Annotated in this window: 11 protein-coding genes and 1 pseudogene; 1 reads left to right on the top strand and 11 read right to left on the bottom strand. The window is 70.5% G+C overall.

Translation table 11 applies throughout. The features are described from left to right. Positions 1-3: 3 nt before the first annotated feature. From ACWFR3_RS18885 to ACWFR3_RS18845, 9 genes and pseudogenes are all read right to left on the bottom strand, one after another. Complete coding sequence (locus ACWFR3_RS18885) at positions 4-885, bottom strand: ROK family protein (RefSeq protein ID WP_453735723.1); 882 nt, start codon at positions 883-885, stop codon at positions 4-6. Next, positions 882-2,600, bottom strand: coding sequence for a class I mannose-6-phosphate isomerase (locus ACWFR3_RS18880; protein WP_453735722.1), 1,719 nt, complete (start codon positions 2,598-2,600; stop codon positions 882-884). Before ACWFR3_RS18880 ends, ACWFR3_RS18885 begins: the two co-directional genes overlap by 4 nt. A 35-nt stretch (positions 2,601-2,635) precedes the next feature. Then, on the bottom strand, positions 2,636-5,803 hold the full coding sequence (locus tag ACWFR3_RS18875; RefSeq protein ID WP_453735721.1) for a glycoside hydrolase family 38 N-terminal domain-containing protein: 3,168 nt from the start codon (positions 5,801-5,803) through the stop codon (positions 2,636-2,638). A 40-nt stretch (positions 5,804-5,843) separates the two neighbouring features. Continuing rightward, complete coding sequence (locus tag ACWFR3_RS18870; protein ID WP_453735720.1) at positions 5,844-6,656, bottom strand: carbohydrate ABC transporter permease; 813 nt, start codon at positions 6,654-6,656, stop codon at positions 5,844-5,846. Between the two features lie 10 nt (positions 6,657-6,666). After that, positions 6,667-7,650: a carbohydrate ABC transporter permease gene (locus tag ACWFR3_RS18865; RefSeq protein ID WP_453735719.1), complete on the bottom strand. Its 984-nt coding sequence runs from the start codon at positions 7,648-7,650 to the stop codon at positions 6,667-6,669. After that, positions 7,647-8,954: an ABC transporter substrate-binding protein gene (locus ACWFR3_RS18860; protein ID WP_453735718.1), complete on the bottom strand. Its 1,308-nt coding sequence runs from the start codon at positions 8,952-8,954 to the stop codon at positions 7,647-7,649. The genes ACWFR3_RS18865 and ACWFR3_RS18860 overlap by 4 nt, the downstream gene beginning before the upstream one ends. Before the next feature lie 151 nt (positions 8,955-9,105). Then, positions 9,106-9,528, bottom strand: a complete 423-nt coding sequence (locus tag ACWFR3_RS18855) for a hypothetical protein (protein WP_453735717.1) — start codon at positions 9,526-9,528, stop codon at positions 9,106-9,108. A gap of 70 nt (positions 9,529-9,598) precedes the next feature. Continuing rightward, positions 9,599-10,369, bottom strand: a pseudogene (locus ACWFR3_RS18850) (MFS transporter); the annotation flags it as partial. Continuing rightward, complete coding sequence (locus tag ACWFR3_RS18845) at positions 10,366-11,088, bottom strand: winged helix-turn-helix domain-containing protein (RefSeq protein WP_453735716.1); 723 nt, start codon at positions 11,086-11,088, stop codon at positions 10,366-10,368. The gene ACWFR3_RS18845 and the pseudogene ACWFR3_RS18850, both read right to left, overlap by 4 nt. 148 nt (positions 11,089-11,236) lie before the next feature. On the opposite strand from ACWFR3_RS18845, the gene ACWFR3_RS18840 reads away from it, so the two are divergent. Further along, positions 11,237-12,886, top strand: a complete 1,650-nt coding sequence (locus ACWFR3_RS18840) for a GMC oxidoreductase (protein WP_453735715.1) — start codon at positions 11,237-11,239, stop codon at positions 12,884-12,886. A gap of 46 nt (positions 12,887-12,932) precedes the next feature. Here ACWFR3_RS18840 and ACWFR3_RS18835 read toward each other — a convergent pair whose 3' ends face one another. Continuing rightward, on the bottom strand, positions 12,933-13,412 hold the full coding sequence (locus ACWFR3_RS18835) for a carboxymuconolactone decarboxylase family protein (protein WP_453735794.1): 480 nt from the start codon (positions 13,410-13,412) through the stop codon (positions 12,933-12,935). A gap of 5 nt (positions 13,413-13,417) precedes the next feature. Continuing rightward, a partial coding sequence (locus ACWFR3_RS18830; protein ID WP_453735714.1) for an NAD(P)H-dependent amine dehydrogenase family protein occupies positions 13,418-14,366 on the bottom strand: 949 nt, incomplete at its 5' end.

Below are 14,366 nucleotides of genomic sequence, written 5' to 3'. Positions count from 1 at the left end.
CCCTCACCGCCCGGCGACACCGGCGTACTCCGCCGCCCCGATCAGCGCCGCGTCCGCGCCCAGCGTGCCCTGGCGCGGTCTTACCGGAGTATTCCCGAAGCCGGTGCTCAGGGCGGGGCCGACCAAGTCCCAGGAAAGCGCCATGGCGCCGCCGACCACGACCACCGACGCGCCGAAGTCCCGTACGTACGGGGCCAGGACAGTACCGAGAGCGGCCAGGGCCTCGTCAAGCACCTGCGCGGCCCAGCGCTCGCCCTCCCTCGCCCGTACGGCGATGTCCCGGACATCCACGCGGCGTTCGCCGGGGCGTGCGCCGTACCGGCTTTCGTAGCGGGCCAGGATCGCCCGCCGCGACACGAAGTGTTCCAGCGGCGCGCCGGACCAGCGCAGCAGGTCGACGCGGCCGCCGGGCGGCACGCCGGGCCCTTCGCGGCGCACGATCCCGTCCGCGAGGAACGCCGACCCCACCCCCGTCCCCAGGGTGATGCCCACACAGCGGCGGTGGCCGACCGCCGCGCCCGCGCTCCACTCCCCCAGCGCGAACGCGTGCGCGTCGTTCAGGAACACCACGTCCGCGGGCCGGGGCCACAGGCCGTCGACGAGCACCGCGCGCACGTCGATGCCGTACAGGTCGTCGAACTTCCCCACGCCCCTGAAGCGGGCGATGCCCTTCTCGTGGTCGAAGGGCCCCGGCACCGCTGCGGCCCACACCTGACCGGCGGGCACCTGAAGCTCACCGGCGCAGCGCACGACCGTGCCGAGAATGTGCTCGGCGTTGCCCCACGCGTCCAGTGGCCGCCGGATCCGCCGGCTCACCCGGCCGCGCATCGGGTCCACGAGAGCGGCGGTGACATGGGTGCCGCCGATCTCCAGGACGGCTCTCACGACGGGCTCGCACCCGCACCGCGGCGGTCCCGCACGAGCGCCTTGACCACCTTGGCCGGGCCTCCCCGCGCCAGCAGGCGGTAGCCGCCGACGGCCGCGGGCACCGTCAGCGTCTCCGCGTACGCCAGTGTGTGCCGGTCGCCCGCCGAGGTGAGCACCGTGATCCCCTCGCCCTCCACCACGTTCAGGACGTGGAAGCGCCCCGCCGTGTCGTCGGCGGCTTCGGCGTCCGCGTCAAGGACGTAGCGCCGGACCTCGTAGAACATCTCGTCGAGCGAGCCGAGCAGTTCCTCGTGCCAGCCGTGCCCGCGCCGCAGGACGTACGGCTCCTGGACCAGGTCGCGTCTCACCGCGTCCCCGCGCCGCTCGGTCTCCAGGTTGGCGAGGCCGTGCTCGTAGGGCAGGGGGCGCGGTTTGCCGTCGGCGTCCGGCCGCAGCCAGTCGTAGAAGCGCAGGCTGTAGAGGTACGGGGTCGCGCTGATCTCCAGTACGAGGTTGCCCGCGCCGCTGGCGTGCGGGGTGCCCGCCGGGATCATGAAGAGCCTGCCCTGGTCGGCGGGGAACGTCATGACGTGGTCGGCGGGGTCCATCGCCACCCCGTCGTGCGCCGCCTCCTCGATCTCCTTGCGGAAGAGCGCGGGGTCGGCGTCCTCGCGCAGGCCGAGATAGACGCGGGTGTCCGCGCTGCCGAGGGTCATGTAGTACGTCTCGTGCTGCGTGTAGTGCCAGCCGAACCGCTCCCTCATGTACGGCTCCTTGGGGTGGCAGTGCACCGAAAGGTTGCCGCCGCCCACGGTGTCCAGATAGTCGAAGCGGATCGGGAAGGACGTGCCGAAGCGGGCGTGCGCGTCCGGCCCGAGCACCTCGTCGGGGTGCAGGACGCACAGGAGCTGGAAGGGGACCTCCGCCTGGGCCCCGGGACCGTGGCCGATGAGGATGCCCGCTTCGGGGGCGATGAGTTCGTAGCCGAGGGCGGTGTTGAGTGCGCCCGAGTTGAATCCGAGTGCGCGCTGCCCCCAATGCCCGCCCCAGGGCGTTGAGTTGAAGAACGGTCTGGTGCGGACGGGGCGGCGCGCGAGGTCGGCGTAGCTCGCTCGCAGGCCGTCCCCGTCGAGGTACACCGGCTGCTCGGGGTCCTGCACGTCCAGCCATCCGTCCAGCTGGCCGGCGACCGCGTCGCGGTGGCGGTCGAGCATCGGCCAGTCCACGAAGAAGAGCCGCTTCAACTCGGCCCGCTCACCGGGCAGTCCGAGGTTGCTCACCTCCCCGGCCGCCACCGCGGACTCCGCGTGCCGCTTGGGCAGGTCGGCGTACCAGAGCACGTCGTGCAGGACCAGGGAGGCGCCGGGGCCGTAGACGAGCAGCAGGTCCTCCAGGTCGCTGTCGCCGTCGTCGCCGCGCGGGAGTTCCTCGAACAGATCGGACAGGGGGTTCTCGGCGAGCTTGCAGTAGTAGGGGTCGTCGGCGTCCGGGGCGCTCATGGTGCGGCGGCGCACCACGGCGGGGGGTGCGTAGCGCGTACGGATGTCGAGGGTGCGCACGGGGAAGGGGCAGGCGGCGGTGAGCCGGGCCGCGATGGTCTCCCAGTCGGCGGCGGGTGGCCCCTCGACGGCCACGATCGCGGGTTCAGAGGGCAGTTGGGCGGCCACCGCCTGCCAGCCGCCGGTCAGTACGGTCCCCGGTGCCGGGGGGTAACGCGGGTCGAGCCGGTACACGCATGCTCCTTCGAGCGGAGGTTCTTCACTGGAATTCAGGGACGTACGAGCAGCACGGCGGTCGTGCCGAGTGCCGGTACGTCGACGGTCAACGTGCCCCCCGACAGCGGAAGTTCACTGACTGCTCCGCCCAGATAGTCCGCGCGGTGGGCGGCCGTGACCGGGAAGCCGACGCGTACCGGGCAGGCCACCGGCTCCTGCGCGAACGACTGGAGCCGGAGCAGGACCTCGCCGGGCCGCGGCGTCGTGGCACCGACCAGGCGGACCCTGGTGTCCCCGAGGTCGGCGAAGGTGAGGGACGCCGGTCCGCCGTGCTCGGCTCCTCTGGCACGCACGGCCCGCAGCGGACGGCTCCGGGCCGCCGCCGTCCGGGGGCCGAGCCCGTCGGCGGTGGGGCCGCAGGCCAGGCTGTAGCGGTAGGTGAACTCGAAGCCCTGCGCGCCGGGGAAGTTGGTGTCCCAGAGGTTGTTGTGGATCCAGGAGAAGACGGTGGCGGGCTCGTCGTGCCCCATGGTCTTGGGGAAGGGCGCGTACGGCAGCGCGATGTTGCCGAACTGCACCAGCGGCGCGTCCTGCGTCGACCAGGCCACCGCGAGCCCGTCGTCGGCGAGGGTCACCCAGCGGCGTACGGCCCGCATGTGCAGGGCGGATCCCGGCACCACGGGGAGGTTCGTGCCCGTCAGGCCGCCGGAGGCCTCCATCCGCACGACCGGCTCCTCGAAGGCGAAGGGGAACGCGAAGTAGGCGCTCTCCTTGCGCAGCGTCGCGTCCTTGTCGAGGCGGTTCTCGATGTCGAGGCGGGGTACGCCCGCGGGCAGGGTGAGGGTGGTGCGCAGCCGGTTGGCTCCGGCGGGGCGGGTCTCGTAGGTGATCGATTCGGCCGTCGGCGTGGAGCGGCGGGCGATGAGCGCGGCGGGCGGGGCCACGGCGCGGTTGCCGAGGTGTTCGAGGCGGTCGGACGCCGTCGTACGGCTGGAGTTGTGGTTGAAGGCTCCGGCGGTGGTGTAGCTGTCGTGGATGTAGCCGTTGAAGCCGACGGTGGCGTCCTGCCGGACGAGTTCGCGGCCGGTCGCCTTGTCGACGACCGAGGCGATACAGGCGTGCGCCAGGTCGACGCGGACGGCGAGGTGTTCGTTCTCCAGGAGGGTCGCCCCGGGGACGGCGTGCGCCGCGGCGGCGGTCTGGGCCGGGTTCTCGCGCTCGGTGCCGCCGGTGGGGTTCCAGCCGGTGGCGGCCTTCACGGTGGTGGTCCGTGACCGCTCGTCGGCCCGCGTGGCGTCGGCGGTGATGTCCAGGCGTACCGACCCGGCGGGCGGCACCTCGTCCACGCGGACAAGCAGGAACCGTCCGGCGTCGCGGTGGTCGTCGTTGGTCTGTGGCTGTTCCTCGTGGTCGAGGCGGCGCCCGTCGCGGGCGTCGTGCACGGCCACGGGCTGCTCAAGCGGCACGCTGCTCTCCGGCAGGAAGAGCCGTACGACGTCCGTGCGCGGCCACGAGCAGGTGTTGATCACGTGGTAGGTGGCGGCGGCGCCCGGTGACACCGCGAGCCGCTGCCCCAGGCGGGCGCTCGCCCGGCCGATGAGCGCGTTGCCGTCGTCGTACGCGCGCAGCGCCTGCCCGTACTTCCAGTGCCACTGGTGTTCTCCGGAGTGGCCGCCCTCGTCGCCGTGGGTCCACGGGTCGCCGGCGCCCCAGGTGTGCTCGTCGAAGAGCGACACCGCTTCGTAGACCCCGGCGGCGTCCCGCGTGTCGTCCTCGGCCCCCGTGGCGTCGAGGATGCCTGCGAACGTGCCGATGGTCTGGGCGTCGGCGACCACGGACTGTGCGGTGCGGGCCAGGGACAGCGGCCGCGCGCCGGAGCCGACTCCGTCGACCCACCAGTCGGTCCAGTCACCCTCGAAGGTGCGGATCTCGCCGCCGAGCCTGGCCTCGGCGTCGGTGAAGAAGTCCTCGTTGCGGGAGAGCCGCAGCCGGGGGAAGGCCCAGGTGTCGTTCCAGCGGCGGACGGTGTCGGCGATGATGCGGCGGGGCGGCGCGTTGTCACCGAACTTGCCCTGGACGCGCAGGTGGAGCACGTCCCAGGGGTAGGGCTCGCGCTTGACCTCGGTCTGGTCCATGGCCCAGCCGAAGATGCCGCCGCGGTAGGGGTAGGGGTTGGTGGCCAGGGAGGTCAGATAGGCGGGCAGCAGGTCGTCGACGTCCGCGTAATTTGTGTCGAAGCCGAGCAGCGGGCCTTCCATGTAGGCGAGGCCGTGCGGGGTGTCGGTGACCCAGACGAGGACGCTGTTGCCGCTGGGGGCGCGCCAGCGGAAGAGGCGGGGCAGCTTCTCCCCGCCGACCAGGTGGGGCACGGAGCGTCCGGCCCAGTTGTGCGCCACGGAGAGGTACTTGATCCCGGCGGCGGACAGCGCGTCGACCAGGCCGACGACCGCTCCGGGCACGTCGGTCTGCATGGCGGAGGTGAACGTGACGCCGTGCCGGTCGCGCACGTCGCGGGCGAGGCGCAGCAGTTCGTGCAGCTCGTCGGTGGAGCAGGTCTCGGTGTGCAGGTTGAACGGCAGCGCGGTCAGCTCGATGCGTCCCTCGCGCACCCGGCGTACGAACTCCCGGACCTGTTCGGCGGGGCGGGCGTCGGCCCACTGCCTGAAGGACCACAGCGACTCGACGCACCAGCGGAACTGTGACTCGGCGGGCCAGTCGTCGGTGGCCCGGGTCAGCTCCAGGCAGGAGTCGAGGAAGGAGAGGTGCTCGGCGAGGACATGGCCCTGGGGGTCGGTGTAGCCGATGTCGAGGTGGGAGTGGTGGATCAGGTGGAGGGTCCAGCGACGCTGCGGGGTGAGTCCGATGCCGATGCCCTCGGTGCTGTCCGGGAGGCAGACGGTGAGGCGGGTCCCGGTGTCGACGGCGGGAACCATGAGGCGTACGGAGCCGCCGGGGCCTTCGAGTCGCTCGACGGGCAGTGCGGTCCCGGACTCGGTGCGGACGGTGAACTCCGACGGCAGAGCCGAGCCGTCGACCGCCTCGATCCGCAGCGACTGTGTGAGACCGTCGCCGTGCGCCGCCTCGCGCAGCAGCGGTTCCTGCGTGAGCTTCAGGGCGCTGTCGCCGAGACTTCCCTCCGCGGTGACGACGGAGGAGCGCAGGCTGTCGCGAATCCGGTCGTTGTCCCAGTCGGTGGTGCGGACGAGGGCCCGTGTCGTCATGCGGTTGCCTCCAGCGGGGTTCGGCGGGTCTCAGGGGGTCTCAGCGGGCGGTTGCGGTGACGCCGCGCAGGAACAGACCGCGGAACACCAGGAAGAGGAGGAGCGTGGGCGCGGAGACGATCAGTGCGCCGGCCAGGATGACGGGCGGTCCTGTCGAGGAGTAGGCGTTGTTGAGGGTGGTCAGGGCGGCCATCACCGGCTGGACGTCGGGGCTGCGGCTGAGCGTGATGCCCAGGAGCAGGTCGTTCCAGACGGCCGTGAACTGGAAGATGAAGGCCGCGGCGAGGCCCGCTTTCATCAGCGGTACGTGAATGCGCCAGAAGATCCGCCGGAAGGAGGCCCCGTCGATGAGTGCCGCCTCGGTCAACTCGGGCGGCATGGTCGTCATCTGATTGCGGATCAGGAAGAAGGCGAACGGCACGGCCCACGCGGAGTAGACGAGCATGAGCCCGAGCCTGGTGTCGTACAGGTTGGCGTCCGCGTACAGGCCGAAGAGCGGTGCGAGGAACATCTGGAGCGGGAAGAGCGTGCCGGAGTAGATCAGCCAGAACCAGAACGCGGGCTTCGGGATGGGCAGGACGACGACGGCGAACGCCGCCATGGCCGCGATGAGGACCGCGGCGAGGCCGCACACCACGGCGTAGAGCAGCGAGGCCTGGAAGCTGTCGCCGATGCCCGCCACGTTCCAGGCGGTCTTGAGGTTCTCGACGAGGTCGAAGCCCTGGACGGTCCAGTCCGGTTTGCCCGTGTACTCGGCGGCCGGGGTCAGGGCGTTGACCACGAGGAGATAGAGCGGGATCAGCCAGAGCAGCACGCATCCGGCGACGAAGACATGGCGCAGGGCGCGTCCCATGGGAGCCTCCTCAGGCCTTGGCGTCGGCGGCGCGGGAGTCGGGCTCGGGCATCTGGCGGCGCAGGTACATCCAGGAGGAGGCGACGACGATCACCGAGAGGACCAGGGCGATCGCGGAGCCGTAACCGATGTGGAAGAGCCGGAAGGCCTCGCGGTACATGCTCAGGGCGAGGGTCTCGGAGGAGCGGGAGGGGCCGCCCTTGGTGAGGATCCAGATCATGTCGAAGGCCTTGAGGCTGTTCACGATGGCCATCCCGACCACGACGACGGTCACGGCCCGCAGCTGGGGCAGTGTGATGTACCGGAACATCCGCCAGCCGCTCGCCCCGTCCAGCTGGGCCGCCTCGACGGTGTCCTTCGGAATGGCTCGCAGCCCGATCGCGAAGAGGACGACGTTGAGTCCGGTGGCCTGCCACGTACTGGCGACGATCATCGAGAGGGTGTTCTGCGGCCACTCCAGGAGCCAGGTCTGCGCCCAGGAGTCCAGGCCGATCCCGCGCAGGACCTGATTGACCGCGCCGTCGGAGGTCAGCATGAAGTTCCACAGGACGGCGGTGGCGGCGGCCGAGATCGCGTACGGCAGCACGATGATCAGCTGCGCGATCCCGCCGAACCGCATGCGGTGCGTGGCGACGGCGATGAGCAGTCCGGCAAGGACGGGCAGAAGCAGCGTCCCGGCCACCCACATCAGGGTGTTGAGCAGGGAGCGGCCGAAGACCGGGTCGTCGGCGAGCCGCGCGTAGTTGTCGAATCCGGTGAAGCTGCTCGTGAAGCCGTTGGCCTCGAAGAAGCTGTCGTAGACGCTGCGGAAGAACGGATAGACCAGGAGTACGCCGACGAAGGCGAAGGCGGGCAGCGCCCAGGGCAGCGCGGCGAGCGGTCCGCCGAGTCTGCCGTTGCCGCGGGCGGCCTGGTGCGGGGTGCGGGTCGGGACGCGGCGGCGTACGCGTACGGGCTTCGCCGTGTGCGGGGCCGGGGTCACGATCTCGGTCATGTCTCCTCCGCCTCCCGCCACACCTGCCATGCGTCGTCCGCGCGCTCCTGCATGGTCCGCAGCACCTCGCGGGACGAGGAGGGGTTCAGCAGGAAGCCGGCCAGGTCGTCGACGGTCGCTTCGACCAGTTCCGGCGGGCCTTGCTCCCAGAAGCGGTTGAGCAGCCGGAGTTTGTCGCCGCGCACCTTCCTCGCGAGGCCGGCGATCATCTGGTTCGGAGGCATGGTCGCCGGGTTGGGGCAGCCGTCCTGGAGGCTGTGCGAGAAGGCCTCCATGACGGGGGGACGCAGCCAGTTGTCCGCTGCTTTCACCGCCTCGGTCCGGTCGGGTCCCTTCACCGTGCAGACAAGGGCGCTGGACTCGAAGACGACGCAGGGGCGGGCCTTCGGGTCCGCCATGGGCAGTACGAAGGCGCCGAGGTTCTTGCCGGGCTTCGCGCCCGCGCCCACCAGGGTCGAGCCGAGCCAGGTGCCGCAGGGGACCATGCCGACCTTGCCGTGGACGAGCTCCGCGGCGGCGTCGGCGTGGCTCATGTCCATGGGGGTGAACCAGTCCTTGTCGAAGAAGGACTCGATCGTGCGCAGGGCGCGTTCGGCACGCGGGTCGGTGTGGCGCTCGCGCCCGTTCATCAAGTCCTCGTAGAACTGCGGGTCCTGGCGGCTGAGGACCTCCTGGAACCAGATGAAGGCGGGCCAGCGGTCGGCCGCCGAGCCGTGCAGCGGGGTGATCCCGCTCTTCTTCAGCCACTCGCAGGCGGCGAGGAAGTCGTCCCAGGTCCCGGGGGCCTTGAGGCGGTGCTTCTCGAACACCTCGGTGTTGTAGAAGAACACCCAGTACGCGAGGTTCATCGGCAGGGCGTAGACCCGTCCCCGGTAGGTGAACGCGTCCCGTAACGAGGCGTCGACCCAGCCCTTCCCGGCCGCGTTCTCCCACTGCCTGGTCAGGTCGACGATGCCGCCGGTCCGCGCCAGGTCCTGGAGGCGGTAGCCCGACCAGTACTTGAGCATGTCCGGTGTCTTGGAGGTGCGCAGCGAGGACTTGACGACCTGCTCGAACGACTCCAGGGACGGATTGACCTCCGGCACGAGACGCAGGCCCGCCACCACGTCCATGGCCGCCCCCGCGGCGGCCATCGGCTTCTCCCAGGCGGCACTGTCGCCGAGCACGGCGACCTTGCCGGGCGGCTGCCCGTTCGCGGTCCCGCAGGCGGTGACGAGTGCTCCGGCGCCGACCGCGGCGAGGAGCGCACGACGGTCGAACACGGCACCCGGCGACGGCTGAAGGCTGTGGCGTCTACCTGACATGGGCGGCTCCCCCAGGTGTGTGACGGCCCGGTGTTAGCGTTAACACAGGCGTGATGGAGCTTCTCCACGCCGCGATGGGATGTCAATGGTTCGCGCAACAGGGCGGTTGCGGTTCGCGCAACAGGGCCGTTGCGTAAGGGAGTTGTGAGGTCTAAGCGGGCACGGTGTCCTGCGGGGCAGGCTCCGGCAGCTCCCGGATGCCCGGCACCGGCGACGGCAGGAGCCACAGCACCGCGATGACGGCGCCCGCCGTGCCGATCCAGAGTGTGGGGCGCAGACCTATCGCCGTGCCGAGCACACCGCCCGCCAGTGCGCCGAGCGGGCGGAAGCCGTGGTTCAGGGTGCGGTAGGCGCCCATGACCCGCGACCGGATGGCGCGCGGGATCAGGGCCATCTGGAGCGACGCGGCGGGGATGTCGACGACCATCACGCCGACGCAGGAGAGGAATTCGGCGAGGAAGAGCGTGCCGGCGACCAGCGGCGGCGGCCCGTCCGCGAGTGGTACGAGCAGCAGGGGCACCGTGAATCCCAGGGAGCCGCCGACAACGGAAGCCCCGACGCCGAAGCGGCGCACGAGCCGGCCGCTGCAGGCGGCGCCCGATCAGTCCGCCGACGGCTCCGGCGCCGAGTATCGCGCCGAGAACGCCCGCGCTCAGGCCGAGTTCGACCGTCGCGTAGAGCACGAAGAGCGTGTGGAACATGAAGTTGAAGAACTGGATGGTCCCGGACCACGCGAACAGCGCCCGCATCGTCGGGTCCCCGACGACCCAGCGCAGCCCCGCCGTGAAGTGCCCCTTGGTGACCGGCGCCGGTTCGGGTTCGACGGGCTTGATGGTCGAGAGCTGGCGGGCCGAGACCAGATAGGTGAGGGCGTCGGCGACCAGGGCGAAGGGGGCGGTGAGGTACTGCACCAGCAAGCCGCCCACCCCCGGTCCGGCCAGCCAGGACATCGAACGGCTGCCGCTGACAAGGGAGTTGGCCTGCACATAGCGCTCGGGGGGCACGAGGGACACGAACAGGGTGGCGTTGCAGACGTCGAAGAGGGCGGTCAGCGCACCGACACCGAAGGCGATCGCGTAGAGCTGGCCGAGCGTGAGGGCGTCGAGCAGGTAGGCGAGAGGCAGGGTGAGGACCAGTGCCGCGCGGGCAAGGTCTGCGGCGATCATGGCGCGCCTGCGCCGGGTCTGCCGGTCGGCCCATGCGCCGAGCGGCAGGCTCAGGAGCAGGGTGGGCAGCAGCCCCGCGACCTTGAGCCAGCCCATCTCGGCGGCGTCGGCGCCGAGGACGAGCACGGCGGCGAGCGGGATGGCGATCAGCGAGATCTCGTCGCCGACGAGCGAGACGGTCTGCCCGGTCCAGTAGCGCCGGAAGCTGCGCTCGCGCAGCAGGCCGGGTATCCGCTCCCGTAACTTCATCTGCCGGTCCCGGTGTCTCCGCCGTCCGAGCCCACCTCGTTCGCGGCCGCCTCGTTCGCGGCCGCCTCGTCCACCGCTCCCCCGTCCGCCGCTCCCCCGTCCGGGACTTCCTCCGGGATCTCCCGGTCGACGAAGGCGAGCCGCAGCACGCTGACGGGCCGCGCACCCTCGGGGCGCTCGCCCGCCGCACGGTCCTCGTAGGGCCGCAGCAGCGCGTCGACGCCCGCGCTGATGCCGGTCAACTCCTCGGGGGTGAGGTGGAGGAGCGAGTCACTGAACTGCTCGGCCTCGCGCCAGTCGCGCGGCAGCCGGTGCCGCTGCTCCATGGCCCGGACGGCACGGTCGAAGTACTGCCGGGCGACCGCCGCGCTCAGGGCGTCCGATGCCTCGGCCACGGAGGCGTCCTCGCTGTATCCGGGCCAGTCGGTGAACCGGGCCGTCGCCCGCCACGGCTTCTCGCGGCCCCGGCCGCCTGGCGCCACCTCGACGAGCCCGTACTTCGCGAGTATCCGCAGGTGGTACGAGCAACTGGCGACGGACTCGCCGGTCAGCTCGGCGGCGCGGGTGGCCGTGAAGGGCCCGCTCTGCCGCAGCAGTCCGACCAGGGTCATGCGGGTGGGGTGGGCGTAGGCGCGCAGGGCGCGGGGGTCGGTGAGGCGGATGCTGCGGGGCGGGAAGTGACTCCCGGCCGCGTCGATTGGATCAGAAGTCTCCGACATGATGTAAAGCTATCTTTAGAAAGACTTCTTTACAAGGGCCGCCGCACCGGCACAAGATCGGACAGAAGTTACCTCTAGGTATGCAGTGACTTAATAAGCCAGTAGCAGTAGAACTCGTTCCCATTCCTACGAGAGTGAGGAACATCACATGAGTGGCACTACCATGCGTATTACTGGCTCAGAGGGTGTGACGCGGCGAAGATTCATTGCTGGAACTGGTTCTATTCTTGGCGCCGTCACGCTCTCCGCTCAGGCCCTCCCGGCCGCCGCCCGCACCCGGTCCGCAGCCGCGGCCGGACCCATCGGCGACGGGGCCCGCGTCCCCGTGCTGATCATCGGTACCGGATACGGCGGCTCCGTCGCCGCCCTGCGTCTCGCCCAGGCGGGCGTCGACGTCCACATGATCGAGATGGGCATGGCCTGGGACACCCCCGGCTCGGACGGCAAGATCTTCGCCCACACGACCTCGCCCGACGGCCGCTCCTACTGGCTGCGCACCAAGACCAAACAGCCCCTGAGCAACTTCCTCGGCTTCCCGATCGACAAGAGCATCCCCCGCTACACCGGCATCCTCGACGCCGAGGAGATGGGCGGGATCATCGTCTACCAGGGCCGCGGCGTCGGCGGCGGTTCGCTGGTCAACGGCGGCATGGCGGTCACGCCCAAGCGCGAGAACTTCGGCGCCATCCTCCCGTCGGTGAACGCCGACGAGATGTACTCCACCTACTACCCGCGCGCCAACGCCGGTCTCGGCGTCAGCACCATCGACCCGGCCTGGTTCGACAGCGTCGACTGCTACCAGTACTCACGGGTGGGCCGTAAGCACGCCCAGCGTTCCGGCTTCCCGTTCGTCTTCGTGCCCGGCGTCTACGACTGGGACTACATGAAGCAGGAGGCGGCAGGGACGGTCCCCAAGTCGGCGGTCACCGGGGAGATCCTCTACGGCAACAACTACGGCAAGAAGTCACTCCAGAAGACCTACATCGCCAAGGCCACCGCGACCGGCAAGGTCACCATCTCCCCGCTGCACAGGGTGACTTCGGTCCGCCCCGCGTCCGGCGGCGGCTACACCGTCGTCATCGAGCAGCTCGACACCGGCGGCACCACCACCGCCACCAAGTCCGTGACCGCGGCCAAGGTGTTCTTCGCGGCCGGCAGCGTCGGCACCAGCAAACTGCTCGTCAAACTGAAAGCCACCGGCGCGCTGCCGAACCTCAACGGCGAGATCGGCAAGGGCTGGGGCGACAACGGCAACGTCATGTGCGGCCGCGCGAACCACATGTGGGACGCGACGGGCAAGGTCCAGTCGGCCATCCCCACGGGCGGCATCGACAACTGGGCGGCCGGTGGCGCCTTCGCCGAGGTCGCGCCGCTGCCCACCGGGATCGAGACCTACGCCTCGTTCTACCTGTCGATCACCAAGAACCCCCACCGCGCCTCCTTCACCTGGAACGCGGCGGCGGGCAAGGTCGACCTCGACTGGCAGACCGCCTGGAAGCAGCCGGCCATCGACGCCGCCAAGACCATCTTCGACAAGATCAACTCAAAGGAGGGGACGATCTACCGCACCGATCTGTTCGGCACGTACAAGATCTGGGGCGACCATCTCACCTACCACCCGCTCGGCGGCGCGGTCCTGAACAAGGCGACCGACAACTACGGCCGCCTGCACGGCTATTCGGGTCTCTACGTCATCGACGGTTCGCTGATCCCCGGCAACACGAGCGTCAACCCGTTCGTCACCATCACGGCGCTCGCCGAGCGGAACATCGAGAAGATCATCGCCACCGATGTGTAGCGCCATCCCTCGCTGACCGGGGAGTCAGTGCCCGGGCAGTACACACTCAGTGCCCGGGCAGCACACACACCGCATCGAGGCCGAGCACGTGGTTGAGCCGGCCGAACGCCAGCCAGGAACCGAGGCTCATGCTCAGTTCCACGATCTCGCGCTGGCTGTAGTGCGCGGTCATCCGCGTCCAGAACTCCTCGTCGAGGCCATGGTGATCCAGGGCGTACCGCTCGGCGTACTCGGCGGCCAGGCGTGTCCGGTCGTCGAAGGCGTCGGTGGTGCGCCACTGGGTCACCGCTTCGGCGAACTCCTCCTCGACCTTCTGCCCCTCGCGCTCGGTGCGCCAGTCGAGGCAGAACAGGCACCCGTTGATCTGCGCGACGCGCAGCCGGGCGGCCTCGAACTCCCTCAGTCCCAGGGTCGTGTGCTCGTACACAGCGAGGGAGAAGTTCGCGGCGGCCGTGCCGATGCCGGGGACCATGTCGCCCCACACGTACCCGATGGGTTCCTGCCCCTCGGGGATGTCTATGTGCATTGCGCTCATTGCTTGCTCCTTCCGAGCTTGCCGGTCGCGGGGCGCAGGGGGACGTCGAGGGCGTCGTAGATTCCGGGTTCCGCCTCCACGAGCCAGTCGATGGCGCCGACCAGCCGGCCGACGGCGGTGGCGTTGCCGCCCGCCGACCGGTTGTCGCCCTCGTCGGTCGCCTCGACCGTGACCTGGATGCGCGGGCGGCCCTCGATGATGACCCGGTGCGCGCCCGCGCCGTCGGGCGGCGTCGGCCAGTCCGGTGCACAGGAGGGGTGGATGCGGGTGACGTGCTCGATGACGATGCGCGGTACGCCCCCGACGATGCCCTGCACCTCGAACCGCACGGCGCCCTGGGTGCCCGCCTCGAAGTCGCCCATCGTCCGCGTGCTCACCGAGGTGTCGAGCGCGCGTCGCTGCAACGTCTCGCGTATGTCGTCGAGTTCGACGCCGAGCGCCCTGGCCATCAGCCGGATCTGACCGCCCCACACCATGGTCGGAATGGTCTCGGCGAGCATCAGGGGCTCGTAGTCCATGGGATGGCCCATGCCGATCAGGTGGCGTACGGAATCCTCCTGGTCGTACGTGGAGTAGTCGAAGATCTCCTGGCAGCGGACCTCGTCGATGGTGCTGCCCAGTCCGCTGACGAGCAGCGGCAGGACGTCGTTGCCCCAGCCCGGGTCGACGCCGGACACGAAGAGGGAGCCGCCGCCCTCCGCGACCGCGGCGAGAAGCGGGTCGCGCAGCTCGGGCGGGGCGCTGCGCTGGTCGTAGAACGCGTAGAGCGCGGGGGTGACGACGACGGCTCCGGCCCTGATCGCCCTGCCGATGTCGTCCAGGGCCTCGTCGGGACGCAGATCGCCGGAGGCCGCGTACACCACGGCCCCGGGCGCCGCGGCCAGGACCGCGTCGATGTCGTCGGTGGCCGTGACGCCCAACTGCCCTTCCAGACCGGCAAGGTCG

Source organism: Streptomyces sp. NPDC055189 (assembly GCF_053606765.1).
This window is presented reverse-complemented; position numbering and strand designations above follow the sequence as displayed.